The sequence below is a fragment of the Tardiphaga sp. vice154 genome (genome assembly GCF_007018645.1).
In the GTDB taxonomy this organism is placed as follows: domain Bacteria; phylum Pseudomonadota; class Alphaproteobacteria; order Rhizobiales; family Xanthobacteraceae; genus Tardiphaga.
Window position 1 is genome coordinate 3,426,033 of sequence record NZ_CP041399.1, and the last position, 15,889, is coordinate 3,441,921.

14 protein-coding genes and 1 tRNA gene are annotated in these 15,889 nt (G+C 65.2%); 3 read left to right on the plus strand and 12 right to left on the minus strand.

Features of this window, described 5'->3' with window-relative positions:
* Nucleotides 1–2 precede the first annotated feature (2 nt).
* The 8 genes from FIU28_RS16010 to FIU28_RS16045 all read right to left on the minus strand — a co-directional run bounded on the left by FIU28_RS16010 (nucleotide 3) and on the right by FIU28_RS16045 (nucleotide 8,673).
* Nucleotides 3–920 (minus strand): SDR family NAD(P)-dependent oxidoreductase, encoded by a 918-nt coding sequence (locus FIU28_RS16010; RefSeq protein WP_143574216.1) that lies wholly within the window; start codon nucleotides 918–920, stop codon nucleotides 3–5.
* 11 nt (nucleotides 921–931) lie between these two features.
* Nucleotides 932–1,393 (minus strand): MaoC family dehydratase, encoded by a 462-nt coding sequence (locus tag FIU28_RS16015; protein ID WP_143574217.1) that lies wholly within the window; start codon nucleotides 1,391–1,393, stop codon nucleotides 932–934.
* A 100-nt stretch (nucleotides 1,394–1,493) separates the two neighbouring features.
* Nucleotides 1,494–3,224, minus strand: a complete 1,731-nt coding sequence (locus FIU28_RS16020; protein WP_143574218.1) for an AMP-binding protein — start codon at nucleotides 3,222–3,224, stop codon at nucleotides 1,494–1,496.
* Nucleotides 3,225–3,235: 11 nt separating this feature from the next.
* Nucleotides 3,236–4,123: a 3-hydroxyisobutyrate dehydrogenase gene (gene mmsB / locus FIU28_RS16025; protein ID WP_143574219.1), complete on the minus strand. Its 888-nt coding sequence runs from the start codon at nucleotides 4,121–4,123 to the stop codon at nucleotides 3,236–3,238.
* A gap of 54 nt (nucleotides 4,124–4,177) precedes the next feature.
* Nucleotides 4,178–5,245 (minus strand): enoyl-CoA hydratase/isomerase family protein, encoded by a 1,068-nt coding sequence (locus FIU28_RS16030; RefSeq protein ID WP_143574220.1) that lies wholly within the window; start codon nucleotides 5,243–5,245, stop codon nucleotides 4,178–4,180.
* Complete coding sequence (locus FIU28_RS16035; protein ID WP_143574221.1) at nucleotides 5,242–6,390, minus strand: isobutyryl-CoA dehydrogenase; 1,149 nt, start codon at nucleotides 6,388–6,390, stop codon at nucleotides 5,242–5,244. The genes FIU28_RS16030 and FIU28_RS16035 overlap by 4 nt, the downstream gene beginning before the upstream one ends.
* Nucleotides 6,391–6,406: 16 nt before the next feature.
* Nucleotides 6,407–7,903 carry a CoA-acylating methylmalonate-semialdehyde dehydrogenase gene (locus FIU28_RS16040; RefSeq protein ID WP_143574222.1) on the minus strand — a complete coding sequence of 499 codons (1,497 nt, stop codon included), beginning with the start codon at nucleotides 7,901–7,903 and terminating at the stop codon, nucleotides 6,407–6,409.
* Between the two features lie 143 nt (nucleotides 7,904–8,046).
* Nucleotides 8,047–8,673 carry a TetR/AcrR family transcriptional regulator gene (locus tag FIU28_RS16045; protein WP_143574223.1) on the minus strand — a complete coding sequence of 209 codons (627 nt, stop codon included), beginning with the start codon at nucleotides 8,671–8,673 and terminating at the stop codon, nucleotides 8,047–8,049.
* Nucleotides 8,674–8,851: 178 nt separating this feature from the next.
* Between FIU28_RS16045 and FIU28_RS16050 the strand changes: the two genes are divergently transcribed.
* Both FIU28_RS16050 and FIU28_RS16055 read left to right on the plus strand, forming a co-directional pair.
* On the plus strand, nucleotides 8,852–9,622 hold the full coding sequence (locus FIU28_RS16050) for an enoyl-CoA hydratase (RefSeq protein WP_143574224.1): 771 nt from the start codon (nucleotides 8,852–8,854) through the stop codon (nucleotides 9,620–9,622).
* A gap of 107 nt (nucleotides 9,623–9,729) precedes the next feature.
* On the plus strand, nucleotides 9,730–11,013 hold the full coding sequence (locus FIU28_RS16055; RefSeq protein ID WP_143574225.1) for an MFS transporter: 1,284 nt from the start codon (nucleotides 9,730–9,732) through the stop codon (nucleotides 11,011–11,013).
* A 169-nt stretch (nucleotides 11,014–11,182) separates the two neighbouring features.
* On the opposite strand, the gene FIU28_RS16060 is transcribed toward FIU28_RS16055, so the two are convergent.
* From FIU28_RS16060 to FIU28_RS16075, 4 genes are all read right to left on the minus strand, one after another.
* Nucleotides 11,183–12,739 carry an acyl-CoA carboxylase subunit beta gene (locus FIU28_RS16060; protein WP_143574226.1) on the minus strand — a complete coding sequence of 519 codons (1,557 nt, stop codon included), beginning with the start codon at nucleotides 12,737–12,739 and terminating at the stop codon, nucleotides 11,183–11,185.
* A complete protein-coding gene (locus FIU28_RS16065) occupies nucleotides 12,669–13,628 on the minus strand; it encodes an IclR family transcriptional regulator (protein ID WP_143574227.1) in 960 nt (319 codons plus the stop codon). Before FIU28_RS16065 ends, FIU28_RS16060 begins: the two co-directional genes overlap by 71 nt.
* Before the next feature lie 215 nt (nucleotides 13,629–13,843).
* A complete protein-coding gene (gene ilvA / locus FIU28_RS16070) occupies nucleotides 13,844–15,358 on the minus strand; it encodes a threonine ammonia-lyase, biosynthetic (protein WP_143574228.1) in 1,515 nt (504 codons plus the stop codon).
* A gap of 60 nt (nucleotides 15,359–15,418) precedes the next feature.
* Nucleotides 15,419–15,495: transfer RNA gene (locus FIU28_RS16075), tRNA-Arg, on the minus strand.
* A gap of 192 nt (nucleotides 15,496–15,687) precedes the next feature.
* Here FIU28_RS16075 and FIU28_RS16080 point away from each other — a divergent pair.
* Nucleotides 15,688–15,876: a hypothetical protein gene (locus FIU28_RS16080; RefSeq protein ID WP_441351236.1), complete on the plus strand. Its 189-nt coding sequence runs from the start codon at nucleotides 15,688–15,690 to the stop codon at nucleotides 15,874–15,876.
* Nucleotides 15,877–15,889: the final 13 nt, after the last annotated feature.

The window sequence follows — 15,889 nt, forward strand, 5'->3', positions numbered from 1 at the left end:
AGTTAGACCTTGATGCCCAGCCGGGTCGCGGCCTGCTGGACGTATTTCTGGGTCTGCTGGAACGCGCCTTCCAGCGCCCTGGCGCCTGCCATATCAGAAATCTCGGCGAAATGCGCGGCGATCGTATCCGGGCTCCATTCGCTTTCGTCGAAATTGACGCCTTCGCTCTCCAGCAGCTTGATGACCGCGAACGAACCCGCGCCCGCGCCCATGATGGTCCTGGTCGGCGCGTTCTCGCTGAGCAGATACAGCACCGCGGGGGTGATCGATTCCGGCTTCAACAGCGCCAGCGCGTCCGGCGGCAGCAGCTCTTCGGTCATGCGCGTTGCCGCGGTCGGCGAGATGGTGTTGACGCGGATGTCGGTCTTGCGGCCCTCCTCCGCCAGCACGTTCATCAGCCCGATCATGCCGGTCTTGGCTGCGCCGTAATTCGACTGGCCGAAATTGCCATACAGGCCCGACGACGAGGTGGTGAGCACGATGCGGCCGAAATTGCGCGCGCGCATGCCGTCCCACACCGCCTTGCAGCAGTTGAACGTGCCGGTGAGGTGCACGTCGAGCACCTTCGCGAAATCCGCCGGCTCCATCTTGCCGAACGACTTGTCCCTGAGGATGCCGGCATTGGCGCACATCAGATCGACGCTGCCCCACTCCGCGGTCGCGCGATCGACCATCATCGTGACCTGCTCGAAATTCGAGACGTCGGCACCATCCGCAATCGCAATGCCGCCGAGCTGGCGGATTTCCTCGACCACCTTGTCCGCGGCGGAGAGCGAGCCACCGGTGCCGTCGCGCGCGCCGCCGAAATCATTGACCACGACCTTGGCGCCGAGCTTGGCCAGGCCCATCGCGTGCGCGCGGCCAAGCCCGTTGCCGGCGCCGGTGACGATGGCGACGCGGCCGTCAAATCGAATGCTCATGAGTGGCTCCCTCAGTTGAAATAGGTGAGCGCGAGCCAGTCCGCGACCAGAGCGGGCTTGGCGCCGCCCTCGATCTCGACACTGACGCCGACGCGGGTGAACAGCTCTTTCGGCTTGCGCCACGACGCTTCCTTCAGGACGAAATGTCCGCGCACCTGCGAGCCCGACTTCACCGGCGACACGAAGCGCAAATGGTCGAAGCCGTAATTGATGTTCATCGCGACGTCCGCAAGCTTTGGCAGCGCCTCGTAGGAAAACACCGAAATCAGCGACGTGGTGAGAAAGCCGTGCGCGATCGTGCTGCCGAACGGCGTCGCCTTGGCGCGAACGGGGTCCACATGAATAAATTGATGATCCTCGGTGGCGTCGGCAAACACGTCGATCCGCTTCTGATCGACAAGGTGCCAGGCCGACACGCCGATGTCCTGTCCGACCATGCCGATATAGGTGTCGTATTGCATAAGAGACGTCATTGAATCTTGCCATCCTCGCTGGTTTCCGGCCGCACATTCCACAGCGCGGGGCCATTGGCCAAGCGAAATTGTGCGCTGCAGCTATGCGCCGGATAGATGGTCACGTCTCCGGTAACCCCGTCGGCCGCGCCGCCTGCAGCGCCGGAAAGTCTTCCTCGCGGAATTCGACGCCGCGCAGGGCGTCGTCGCGGTCATTGTCGTGTTCGAGACGGCGCAACTGGACGCGGCGGATCTTGCCGGAGATCGTCTTAGGCAGCTCCGTCACCAGTTCGATGCGGCGGATGCGCTTGAACGGCGCGAGGCGGACATGCAGGTGCTCGAAGATCGACAGCGCCGTGGCGGCGCTGCGCTCGCAGCCTTCAACCAGCATCACATAGGCTTTCGGGATCGCTAGCCGGATCGGATCGGGACTAGGCACCACCGCGGCCTCGGCGACGGCCTCGTGTTCCAGCAGCACGCTTTCCAGCTCGAACGGGCTGATGCGGTAGTCGGAAGACTTGAACACGTCGTCGGAGCGGCCGACGAAGGTGAGGTAGCCGTCATCATCGGCAAACACCACGTCGCCGCTGCGATAGATCGCGCCGTCCGCGCCGCTGACGCTGCCGTCGTCGGCCTGGTAGCCCTGCATCAGCCCCGCCGGCCGGTCGGTGCCGAGCGGCAGGCTGACCTCGCCCTCCTTCGCCGGCTCGCCGTCGATGTCGGTGATGCGGACCTGCCAGCCTGGCAGTGGCCGGCCCATCGAGCCGATCTTGACCTTCTGCCCCGGCGAATTGCCGGCCAGCGCCGTGGTCTCGGTCTGGCCGTAGCCGTCGCGGATGGTGAGGCCCCAGGCATTGCGAACCTGATCGATCACCTCCGGATTGAGCGGCTCGCCGGCGCCGCAAACCTCGCGCAAGGCGACCTTGAAGGTCGAAAGCTTCTCCTGGATGAACAGCCGCCACACCGTCGGCGGCGCACACATCGTGGTGACGCCGCAGCGGCCGATGGTCGCCAGCAGGCCCTTGGCATCGAAGCGCGGCTGGTTGACCACGAACACGGTCGCGCCGGCATTCCACGGCGCGAACAGGCAGCTCCAGGCGTGCTTGGCCCAGCCAGGCGAGGAGATGTTGAGATGGACGTCACCGGGCTGCAGGCCGAGCCAGTACATCGTCGACAGAGCGCCGACGGGATAGCTGCGCTGGCTGTGCCGCACCAGTTTCGGCTTCGCAGTCGTGCCAGAGGTGAAGTACAGCAGCAGCGGATCGTCGGCTTTGGTCGGGCCGTCCGGCGTGAAGGTGTCGGGGAAATCGGCGGCCTGCGCGAAGGGAATCCAGCTGTCCTGCGCGTCGCCCGCCACCACACGAATGATATTCGGCCCACCAACGTCAGCAAATTTTGCGACCTGATCCGGCGCAGCAATCACGATTTTCGCGCGCCCGCGATCGAGCCGGTCGCGCAATTCGTCGGGGGTCAGCAGAGTCGTCGCGGGGATCACGACGACGCCGAGCTTGATCGCCGCCAGCATGGTCTCCCATAGCGGCACGACATTGCCGAGCAGCAGCAGCAGATGATCGCCGCGCTTCAATCCTTGCGCGCGCAAAAAGTTAGCGACCTGGTTGGAGCGCTTCGCCAGCGTCGCGAAGGATAGTTTGGTCTCACGGTTGCTGGCGGCATCGACGATCCACAACGCGGCGCGATCGCGGCTGTCCGGCTGGCTTGCCAGTTCGGCGTCGAACCAGTCGAGCGCCCAGTTGAAATCGACCGGGTCCGGCCAGCGAAAGCCGGCGACGGCCGTATCGTAGTCGGTGCGGTGTTCGAGCAGGAAGGCGCGGGCTTGCTGGAAGGTGGTCATTATGCGCTCTGCTACTTCGCAGCCAGTTGGCGCAGCTGCTGGATGATTCCCGAGAAATCGACCCCGCCATGGCCGGCCTTGTCGAAATTCTCATAGATGCTCTCGGCATGCGCGCCGAGCGGCGTCGAGGCCCCCGCGGCTTTGGCCGCTTCCTGCGACAATCGCAAATCCTTCAGCATCAGGGCCGCCGCGAAGCCCGGCTTGTACTCGTTGTTCGCCGGCGAGGTCGGCACCGGGCCGGGTACAGGACAATAGGAGGTCAGCGACCAGCACTGGCCCGATGAGGTTGAGGCGACGTCGAACAGCGCCTGGTGCGACAGGCCGAGCTTTTCCGCCAGCACGAAGGCTTCGCTGACGCCGATCATCGAAATCCCGAGGATCATGTTGTTGCAGATCTTGGCCGCCTGCCCCGCCCCCGCCTCGCCGCAATGCACGATCTTCTTGCCCATCGCTCCCAGGATCGGCTTGGCCGCTGCGAAGGCATCAGCCGCGCCGCCGGCCATAAAAGTCAGCGTTGCCCCCTTGGCGCCGCCGGTGCCGCCGGACACCGGCGCATCAACCGACGGCAATTTTTGCGCGGCGGCAAGTTCGTGCGACTTGCGCGCGCTCTCGACGTCGATCGTCGAGCAATCAATCATCAGCGTGCCCTTGCCCACCGCCGGGATGATCTCGCTCCACACCGACAATACATGCTTGCCGGCGGGCAGCATGGTGACGACGACGTCGGCACCCTTCACGGCGTCCGCTGCAGTGGCAGCGATCGTCACGCCATCCGCCTTGGCCTGTTCGCACGACGCCGGCGTCAGGTCGAAGCCATGGACTGTGTGCCCGGCCTTGACGAGATTGGCGGCCATCGGGCCGCCCATGTTGCCGAGACCGATGAATGCGATGGTGGTCATGTCCTGCCCTCGTGCTTTTTTCTTGATTGAATTCCCGTGCGACGCCGAGCCGCCTTAGGGAAAAGTCAGCTCGACATCGCGTTTCGCCAGATAGCGCGCCACGATATCCGGCGTCACACCCGCCAGATCCGGCGGCTGCCATGCCGGATTTCGGTCCTTGTCGATAATCGCGGCCCGCACGCCTTCGACGAAGTCGGCGCTGTCGAACACTTCGAGCGCCGCCAGATACTCGCGCTTCAGGCACTCTTCCAGCGAACTTGACGTCCGCGCCAGGCGCAGCAGCTTCAGCGTCACCTTAAGACCGCGCGGCGACTTATCTGCCAGTGCCTGCAACGTCGCCTGCGCGAAGTCGGACCCGTCCTGCTCAAGCGCGGCGATAATCTCCTCGACGCTGTCATGCGCAAAGGCGCGGTGGATCAGGTCGCGCCGCTTTGTGACCGGGCCGACTTCGCTCGCCGACGCAAATCGCTTCAACGTCGCCATGACGCCTGCGGCATCGGTCCCGGCTGCGGCCGTTGTCAGCGTTTCTCTCAATGCCGCCCAATCGGTCGTGCGGATCAACACATCGGCCAGCCCGCAAACCACGGCATCAGCGCCGTTCATCGTCAGCCCGGTCAATCCGAAGTAGGTGCCGAGTTCGCCCGGCGCGCGCGACAACAGCCAGGTGCCGCCGACATCCGGGAAGAAGCCGAGCCCAACCTCTGGCATCGCCACCTTGGTATTTTCGGTCACCACGCGGTGGCTGGCGTGGCCGGCGAGACCTATACCACCGCCCATCACAAAACCGTCCATATAGGCGACGTAGGGCTTTGGATAGTTCGCGATCCGCGCGTTGACGATGTATTCCTCGCGCCAGAATATCTTTCCGAGATCGCCTTTGATCCTGGCGCTTTCATACAGCCCGCGAATATCGCCGCCGGCACATAGCCCGCGCTCGCCTGCGCCTTCGAGCAGCACCAGCGCGATCTTCGGATCGGCCGCGAAGGCATCGAGCGCATCGGCGATCCCGCGCGTCATCTCCAGCGTCAGCGCATTCAGCGCCTTCGGCCGGTTCAGCCGGATCACGCCGGCCGCGCCTTCGCGTCGCACGATCAGGTCGGGCTCGATCATCGGTGCATTCATCGCGCACCCTCGATCAACTTTCGCGCCACGATCAGCCGCATGATCTCGTTAGTCCCTTCGAGGATCTGGTGCACGCGCAGATCGCGCACGATCTTCTCGATGCCGTATTCACTGAGATAGCCATAGCCGCCATGCAGTTGCAGCGCCTGGTTGGCGACCTCGAAACCGACATCGGTGCCGAAGCGTTTGGCCATCGCGCACAGCATGGTCGAGTCCGCGTCCTTGCGATCGAGCGCGGCGGCGGCACGCCACACGAAAGTGCGCGCGGCTTCCAGCTCGGTCGCCATGTCCGCCAACCGGAATTGCAGCGCCTGGAATTCGTCGAGCCGTTTTCCGAACGCCTTGCGCTCTTTCATGTAGCCCAGCGACTTGTCGAGCGCGGATTGCGCGCCGCCGAGCGAGCACGCGGCGATGTTGAGCCGGCCGCCGTCGAGCCCGGCCATCGCAATCTTGAAACCGATGCCCTCGTCGCCCAGCCGATTGGAGACCGGCACGCGGGCGTTCTCGAAGACCACCGCACGGGTCGGCTGCGCGTTCCAGCCCATCTTGCGCTCATTGCCGCCGAACGACAGGCCGGGCGTTTCGGCTTCGACCACCAGGGTCGAGACCCCGCCGGGGCCCTCATCCCCGGTCCGCACCATCACGACGTAGAGATCAGCCCGTCCGGCGCCGGAGATGAACTGCTTCTGGCCGTTGAGGACATAGTGATCGCCATCGATCACCGCGCGGCTGCGCAAGGCCGCCGCGTCCGAGCCGGAACCCGGCTCGGTCAGGCAATAGCTCGCAATTAGATCCATCCTGCATAGTTTCGGCAACCATTGCTGCCGCTGGGCCGCGTTGCCATAGGCATCAATCATCCACGACGCCATGTTGTGGATCGAGATGAAGGCCGACACCGTCGGACAGCCCTGCGCCAGCGCCTCGAAGATCAACGCCGCATCGAATCGCGTCAGCGCCGAGCCGCCGACATCGTCTGATATATAGATCCCGCCCATGCCGAGCGCTGCCGCCTCGCGCATGGTATCGACGGGGAAGAACTTTTCCTCGTCCCATTGCAGAGCGAAGGGCGCGATCTTCTCGGCGGCAAAGTCGCGCGCCATGTCGCGGACCGCGATTTGGTCTTCGTTGAGGGCGAACAGGTTCACGCGAATTCGCCTTGCATCACTTCATCGTCGGGATCGAGAACTCCGCGCCCTCCTTGACGCCGCTTGGCCAGCGCGCGGTGACGGTCTTGGTCTTGGTATAGAAGCGGATCGAATCCGGGCCGTGCTGGTTGAGGTCGCCGAAGCCGGATTTCTTCCAGCCGCCGAAGGTGTAGTAGGCGATCGGCACCGGGATCGGCACGTTGATACCGACCATGCCGACATTGACCCGTGCTGCAAAGTCGCGCGCGGCGTCGCCGTCGCGGGTGAAGATCGCGACGCCGTTGCCGTAGTCGTGATCCGACGGCAGCGCCAGCGCTTCGGCGTAGTCGTGCGCGCGGACCACGGAGAGCACCGGGCCAAAGATCTCCTCCTTGTAGATCCGCATGTCTTTCGTGACATGGTCGAACAGGCAGCCGCCCATGTAGAAGCCGTTCTCATAGCCCTGCATCGTGAAGCCGCGGCCATCGACCGCGAGCGTCGCGCCCTCCTTGATGCCGACCTCGACATAGTCCTTGACGCGTTCCAGCGCCGCGCGGGTCACCAGCGGTCCGAAGTCGGCGGAGGGATCGGTGGATGGACCGATCTTCAACGCCTCTACGCGCGGGATCAGTTTCTCCATCAGCCGGTCGGCGGTGGCCTGGCCTACCGGGACTGCGACCGAGATCGCCATGCAGCGTTCGCCGGCGGAGCCATAGCCGGCGCCGATCAGCGCATCCACGGTCTGGTCCATGTCGGCGTCGGGCATGATGATGGCGTGATTCTTGGCGCCGCCGAAGCATTGCGCCCGCTTGCCGGTCGCCGCGGCGCGCTCATAGATATATTGCGCGATCGGCGAGGAGCCGACGAAGCCGACGGCCTTGATGTCGGGATCGTCGAGGATGGCATCGACCGCCTCCTTGTCGCCGTTGACGACGTTGAGAATGCCGGGCGGCAGGCCGGCCTCGATCATCAGTTCGGCGAGCATCATCGGCACGCCGGGATCGCGCTCCGAGGGCTTCAGGATAAAGGCGTTGCCGCAGGCGATCGCAGGCGCAAACTTCCACATCGGGATCATCGCCGGAAAGTTGAACGGCGTGATGCCGGCAACGACACCAAGCGGCTGGCGCATCGAATAGATGTCGATGCCGGGTCCGGCGCCTTCGGTATATTCGCCCTTCATCAGATGCGGCACGCCGCAGGCGAACTCCACCACTTCGAGGCCGCGCTGGATGTCGCCCTTCGCATCCGGCACCGTCTTGCCGTGCTCGCGCGCCAGGAGGTCGGCCATCTTGTCGTAGTCGCGCTGCGCCAGTTCGAGAAACTTCATCATCACGCGGGCGCGGCGCTGCGGATTTGTTGCGCCCCAGGCGATTTGCGCCTCGATCGCATTCTCTACCGCGGCGCGCATTTCGGACTTGGAGGCCAGCGCAACCTGCGCCTGGACGTCGCCGGTCATCGGCTCATAGACGTCCGCAAAACGTCCCGACGTGCCCTCGACCTCACGGCCGCCAATGAAATGACCGATGTTCCGCATGCGTACCTCCCGGTTTTATTTTGCCGGCATGTTGCACAGGCTTTGCCGGATTTGGGAAGGCCTTGCGCGCGCAGCCGACGTGCGAAAATGCGGGCGCACCGCGGTAAGGCGCCTACGACGAAGGTCGCATTCGCAGGCCGGAATCAGACTTTTGCGGCAGGTTTTGAGGCGCGCGCGGCTGGCTTCTTCACTGCCGGGATGCGGGCCAACACGGCATCGCGGCCGGCGCTGAGCAGTTCCTCAGACAATTCGCCGGAGCCGGCAACCCGCGCCATCACCAGCGTGCCCATCATGGTGGCCAGCGCTGCCATCGCCTGCTGGCGCGCTGATTTTCCGGCCTCGGCAGTGAACTGTTCGGCCATCATCGTGATCATCTGGTCGAGCTTGGCGGCAAATGCCTTTCGCGTCTTCGGACTCTCGCGAGCGATCTCGGCGCCGAGCGCCGGCACGGCGCAGCCATGGCCGGGATTGTCGCGATGCTGCGGCGACAGGTAGGCCTCGACGATGGCGGCGAGCCGGTCCTGCGGTGCCGCCTGCCCGGCCAGGTGCCGCCAGCGCTCCATCGAACGGTCCATGGCATAGCCGAACGCCTCGACCACCAGCGCCTCGCGCGAATCGAAATGCGCGTAGAACCCGCCATGCGTGAGACCTGCGTCCTTCATCAGGTCGGCGACGCCAATGCCGTGCGCGCCCTTTTCGCGCAGCCGCACCGACGCCTTTTTGACGATGCGCGCATGGGTTTCGAGCTTGTGCTCCTTGGAATAGCGCATCGGTGTTCCAGCTTTCCGGAAGGCGATCAATTGGCCGGTCGAAGGAATGATAGCGATCATATTAATACGTCGCATAGCCCTCCGCAACGGCCGTCGCTTGACATCGCGGGCATTTGGCCGGGAATTGGCACCATGTGACCGGCGGACAACGCCGGCACAGTCACGCCGAGGAAATCCCATGCACATGCTTAATCCCCATTGCGGCATCGACCGCGATCCCCGCGGCGTCGTCCGGTTGACGATCTGCAACGCCGGCCCGCTCAACATCCTCAATTCTGCTGCGATCAGGGACGTCCGCGAGGGGCTCAAGGCGCTGGCGACGGAACGCGCCATTCGCGCGCTCATCGTTGCGGGCGAGAGCGAGAAAAGCATGATCGGCGGCGCCGACATCAAGGAGATGGCGACGCTCGATCAGGCCTCCGCCGAGATTTTCATCACGGGGCTGCGCGACCTTTGCGAGGCCGCCCGCGCCTTTCCGGCGCCGGTGATCGCGCGCATCCCCGGATGGTGCCTCGGCGGCGGGCTGGAATTCGCCGCCGCGTGCGACTTCCGCATCGCCGCGCACGACGCCAAATTCGCCATGCCGGAGGTCAAGGTCGGCATCCCCTCGGTGATCCACGCCGCCCTGCTGCCGCGGCTGATCGGCTGGGGCCGTGCCCGCTGGCTGATCATGACGGCGGCGACCATCGATGCCCCGACCGCGCTGGGCTGGGGCCTGGTCGATGTCGTCGCGACCGAAGGCGGCCTCGATGCCGCCGTCGAAAGCACCGTCGCGGCCATCCTGGAATGCGCGCCCGAAGCGATGCGGTCGCAAAAAGCATTGATGAAGCAATGGGAAGAACTGCCGTTGAAGGAGTCGGTCAATCTCAGCGTCGGCGTGTTCGGCCAGGCCTATCTCACCGGCGAACCGCAGCGGCTGATGCAGGGCTTCATCGACCGCAAGCGCTAGACGCATCCGCGTCATGCCAATTTGGCCAGTGATAGAAGTTGCATATCCGACGGCGGATCATATGATGAACATCATGCAAACTGCCTCATCGGCCGACAGGTAAAATCATGATCTCCGGATGGCTCGCCGCTGCCCTCGCCCGCCGCAACATCCATTACGGTTGGGCGATGATCGCCGTTACCTTCGTGACGGCGCTGGTCAGCGCCGCCGCGGTCGGCGCCCCCGGCGTGTTCATCGTGCCGCTGCAGAAGGAGTTCAGCTGGAGCACGGCGGAGATTTCCTCGGCGATGTCGATCCGCTTCGTGCTGTTCGGGCTGATGGCGCCGTTCGCCGCCGCCTTGATGAACCGCTACGGACTGCGCCATATCACGCTGATTGCCCTGCTCGTGGTGGTCGTCAGCCTGCTGCTGTCGCTTGGCATGACGCAACTGTGGCAGTTGGTGGCACTATGGGGCGTGGCGGTCGGGATCGGCACCGGCATGACCGCTCTGGTGCTCGGCGCCACGGTGGCGACGCGATGGTTCAACGAGCGCCGCGGGCTGGTGATCGGCATCCTCACGGCGAGTGCGGCGACCGGGCAGTTGATCTTCCTGCCGCTGCTGGCCAGCATCACCGAGCGCGCCGACTGGCGCTGGGCGCTGGTCTTGATGTGCGTGATGCTGGCGGTGGCCGCCCTCGGCGTGGCGCTTGTGATGCGCGACCGGCCGGCCGACCTCGGCCTGCGGCCCTATGGCGACGCCAGCGATGCGCCTATCGTGCACCCGGCCCCCAACACCGCGCCGATCATGGCTGCGGCGCTGGGTGCGTTGCGCGATGCCGCCCGGACCCGGGTATTCTGGATCTTGTTTGCGACCTTCTTCATCTGCGGCGCCTCGACCAACGGCCTCGTCCAGGTGCACCTGATCCCGATGTGCCTGGATTTCGGCATCCCGCAGATTCAGGCAGCCGGCCTGCTCGCCGCGATGGGCGTGTTCGATTTCATCGGGACCATCGCGTCCGGCTGGCTGTCGGACCGCTATGACAACCGCCATCTGCTGTTCTGGTATTACGGCCTGCGCGGGCTTTCGCTGCTGGCGCTGCCGTTCACCGACTTCACCTTCTACGGCCTGTCGCTGTTCGCGCTGTTCTACGGGCTCGACTGGATCGCCACGGTGCCGCCGACGGTGCGGCTCACGGCGGCGAAGTTCGGGCCGGAACGCGCAGGCCTGGTGTTCGGCTGGATTTTTGCGGGCCACCAGCTCGGCGCGGCCACTGCCGCGTTTGGTGCCGGACTATCGCGCACGGTGCTGCTGAGCTATCTGCCGGCGTTCTTCGCCGCCGGCCTGCTGTGCATCGTCGCGGCGGTGATCGTGCTGCTGATATCGCGGGACAAGAAGGTGGTGGCGGCTTAGCCAGACACAAACATGACCTTCCGGGGCGCGAGCGCAACAGCGCGAGCGAACCCGGAATCCCGATGTGATGCGATGAACACGTCGAGGTTCCCCGCCACTCCAATTGGAGTGGCTGAGGTCTCCGCCAGCCGGCTTCGCCGTCTGCCGCATCCCGGAACGACAACTTTGACTACGGCCGCATCGCGAGCCGCGTCGGGCCGGCCATGCGCAGCGGCTCCGCGAGTCTGGCGAATTCGCACAGCAGCGAGCGGGTCTTCACGGGATTGATGACTTCCTCGACCCAGAATTTTTCGGCCGAACGAAACGGCGATCGCAGTTTGTTGAGGCGGTCCTCGATCTCCTGCTGCTTGGCACGGGGGTCGTCGGCCGCATCGATCTCGGCGCGGTACGCCGCCTCGATGCCGCCCTCCAGCGGCAGCGAGCCCCAACTGGCCGACGGCCACGCGTAGCGCATCGAGAACCGGTTGGCCGGCTGGTGCACCACGCCGGCGATGCCGAAGGCGTTGCGGATGATGATGGTGCACCACGGCACCGTGGTCTGGTTGACCGCCGCCATCGCGCGGACGCCGTGACGGATGGTCGCCGCCTTCTCCGCATCCAGGCCGATCATGAAGCCGGGGCAGTCCATCAGATAGATAACGGGCAGATGGAATGTCTCCGCAAGATCGACGAAGCGCACCACCTTCTGGCAGGCGTCCGCCGTCCACGAGCCGCCGTAATGGAAAGGGTCGCTCGCCAGCACCAGCACGGCGCGGCCTTCCAGGCGCGCAAAGCCCGTGATCACCGGCCGGCCGAAATTCGCCGCCATCTCGAAGAACGAGCCGCGATCGACCACGGCGTCGATGATGGGACGCATCTTGTAGACCTGTTTTCGGTCACGCGGCACCGCGTTCAACAAGCGGGCGTCGGCGCGCTCGGGATCGTCGGTACAGACCGTGGTCGGCGGCAGGCCGTAGACCGACGACGGCAGATAAGAGAGAAACTTTCGCGCGCAGGCGAACGCCTCTTCCTCGGTCTCGACCGCGTGGTCGACGCCGCCGGCGCGGGTCTGGATGTCGGCGCCGCCGAGCGCCTTCTTCTCCAGCGAAGCCCCGATCCGCGCCACCACCGGGGGACCGGCGACGAACATCGCCGAGTTCTTCGTCATCACCGAATAATGCGACGACGCCAGCCGCGCGGCGCCAAGCCCGGCGACCGAGCCAAGCCCAAGGCCGACCACCGGCACCTGCGCCAGATTCGCCGTCGTGTACCAGTACCAGCGGGTGCCGCCGACGCCGCCCGGCAAATTGGCCGCGCCCTTGGTCTCGATGGTCTTGACCGAGCCGCCGCCGCCGGAGCCTTCGATCACGCGGATGATCGGCAGCCGGAAATCATGCGCCATCTCTTCGGCCATCAAGGGCTTGGCCGAGATCGACGCATCGGCCGATCCGCCGCGCACGGTGAAGTCGTCGCCGACCACGACGACCGGACGACCCTCGACCTTGCCGCGACCGAACACGCAGTTCGCCGGCGTGAGATGCGTGAGTTCGCCGGACGCATCATATTCGCCGACGCCGGAGACGGCGCCGACTTCGTGAAAGCTTCCGGGATCGATCAGCTTGTCGATGCGCTCGCGAACCGTGAGCCGGCCCTGGTCATGCTGTCGCTTGACCTTGTCAGCGCCGCCCATCTCCCGCGCGAACGCTTCGCGCCGGGCGAGGTCCTCGAGCTCCGGCTTCCAGATCATTCACGCTCTCCAAGGGAATTTGCTTCGACCGCGGCGGCGCGACGGCGACTGGCGCCGACGTCAGGCCACTTTCGGCATTTTGCACCATCGCATCGATCGCGCTGGCCAGTTGCATCAACACCGGTGCCACTTCCTGCTGCAGGCGCGCCTCGTCGTACATCGATGCCAGCAGGCCGATGGTGACGACGACAAACGTCTGATACTGCGGCGACCAGATCGGCGCCGCGATGCCTGTGATATGCGGACTGAAAATGCCGCCGGCCGTGACATAGCCATGTTCGCGCAGCGAGGCCCGATTGCCCTCGATGCGGCTGCGCAGGATGTTCGAATCCTCCGGCATCTCGCGCGACATCTCGGTCATCAGGGAATTGCCGACATCTTCATCGAGCGCCGCCGTATAAGCGTGGCCGGCGGCGGAGCGGCCCATCGCGATCCGGCTGCCAGTGACGGAATGCAGGCCGAGCGCGTGATCGGCGCGGGCATATTCGAGATAGACCATATGAAAGCGGTCGGGGATCGTGAAGCCGATGGTGCCGGGGATCTGCTCGGCGACTTCCTGCAGCCGCAGCCGGATCAGGTTGCGGACCTGCAGGCCGCGCATCATCGACGTGCTCATCGCCACCGCGCTTGGACCGACGCGATACTTCTGGTCACCGGGCAGATAGGCCAGCTGGCCCATCCGTGTCAGCGTGTGCGTCAGCCGCGACACCGTGGAGCGCGGCAGGCCACAGCGCCTGGAAATTTCAAGATTACCCAGCCGCGCGTCATGCCCTTCGAAGCAGCGCAGGATGTCGAACGCGCGCGACACGACCTGGATCACGTCGCCGTCGCCTGTCAGATCACTGGCAAGCATGCCCTGTTTGCTAAGCCGTTCCGAGCGTCGTCCCATAGTGCGTTCCCCTGCGGGCGACGCTTGCCGCGGGTTGAGCCCTGTGAGCTTCCCGTGCGCGCCGCCGCCCTATTCCGTTTTGCGGAATTATATTCCGCTTGCGGAATAATCTAGCTGAGGGTTCGCGCCACGACAACACCCGGCTTGATGATCGCGCCTTATCCCTATGGATCGTCAGAGCGCCGCGCTGCTGTCCGACCCGGACTGGGCGCAACTCAGGTCAGGAACATCCGGTACACCGGGTTCGCCGTTTCGTTTTCATAGGGATAGCCCAGCGAGGCGAGACGCTCCGTCAGGCGGGCACGGTCGGCGGGCGGCACCTGCATGCCGACCAGCACGCGGCCGTAGTCGGCACCGTGGTTGCGGTAGTGAAACAGGGTGATGTTCCAGTCCGGTCCCATCTGGTCCAGAAATTTCAGCAACGCGCCGGGGCGCTCCGGAAATTCAAAGCGCATAATCATCTCGTCGCCGAGCGCCGGCGGCGCGCGGCCGCCGACCATATAGCGGACGTGCGATTTGGCCGTCTCGTCGGCGCTGATGTCCAGCACCTTGTAGCCAAGGCCTTCGAGCTGCGCGATCAGCGCCGGCTTGGCGTGCTTGGCATCGTCGAGCTTCATGCCGACGAAGACATTGGCGTCACGGGCATCGGCGTAGCGATAGTTGAATTCGGTGATGGTGCGGTTGCCGAGCGTCTCGATGAAACGGCGATAGCTGCCGGGCTGTTCGGGGATCGTCACGGCGAGCAGGATCTCGCGGGCCTCGCCGACCTCGGCGCGTTCGGCGACATGGCGCAGGCGATCGAAATTCATGTTGGCGCCGGAATTGATGGCAACCAGCGCGCCGGTTCGCACGGGATTGGCGGCGGCGTAGCTTTTCAGCCCGGCCAGCGCCAGCGCGCCGGCGGGCTCCGCCAGCACCCGCATGTCCTCAAACACGTCCTTGATCGCCGCGCACATCTCGTCGGTGTCGGCGACCAGGACGTCGTCGAGCAGATCGCGGCACAGCCGGAATGTTTCCACGCCGGCCTGACGCACCGCGACGCCGTCGGCGAACAGCCCGACGCGGTCGAGGATGACGCGCTCGCCGGCGGCGATGGCCGCCTTCATCGAGGCGGCATCGCACGGCTCAACGCCGATCACCTTGGTTTCCGGCCGCAGGAACTTGATGAAGGACGCCACCCCGGCGGCGAGCCCGCCGCCGCCGATCGGCACGAACACCGCCTCGATCGGATCGGGGTGCTGTTGCAGGATCTCCATGCCAATGGTGCCCTGGCCGGCGATCACGTCCGGATCGTCATAGGGATGCACATAGGTCAGGCCTCCCTCGGCCTGCAACTGCCTGGCATGCGCTGCGGCCTCGTCAAAGGTGTCGCCGAACAGAACGGCGTTGCCACCCCAGTAGCGAACGGCGTCGATCTTGATCGGCGGCGTGGTGACCGGCATCACGATGGTCGCCTTGATGCCGAGCCGCTGCGCCGACAGCGCCACGCCCTGGGCGTGGTTGCCGGCCGAAGCGCAGATCACGCCGGCGGCGCGCTCCTCGGCCGTCAGCCGCGAGATCTTGTTATAGGCGCCGCGGATCTTGAACGAGAACACCGGCTGCAGGTCCTCGCGCTTGAGCAGCACGGGCGAACCCAGCCGCGCGCTGAGCCGCACCATCGGATCGAGCGGCGTTTGCACCGCGACGTCATAGACCCGGGTGTCGAGGATTTTTCTGATATAGTCAGTCACGATGGATCCTTAACGGCGCATGCGCCGGCGGTGCTCGCGTCGATCCGGGAGGACGCGGAATGGTGCACTCGGAGCGATTCGAACGCCCGACCCTCGGAATCGAAATCCGATGCTCTATCCAGCTGAGCTACGAGTGCGACGGCCGCACCATAGCGGTCAAAGCAGCAAAAGCCAGCCCCCCGGAACCGGCCGAAGGCGGGTTTTCGCCCGGAACATTCCCCGCCCGGCAGCTTTGTCGAGAAGCGACAGTTGCATATCGCCGAACCGCCCGGGAGGCTGCCATAAAGAACTTTTCCAACGCAGCCGTTTCACCCGACATCATTCTGGCGATGACCCGGGCGCTGTCCGGCGCCGTGGCGAGCCTGCCGCCCCCGGTACCCAACGGGCAGCTCCGGTCGCTTGCCGAAAGCATCCTGCGCAGCGCCAAAGAGGGCGAGCGCAACCCGGTGATGCTGCAGACCCTGGCGCTCTTGGAACTGCAGATCACACCGCCGGACGGCGACGACCGGCAGGGTTGATGCAGCCGTGCAA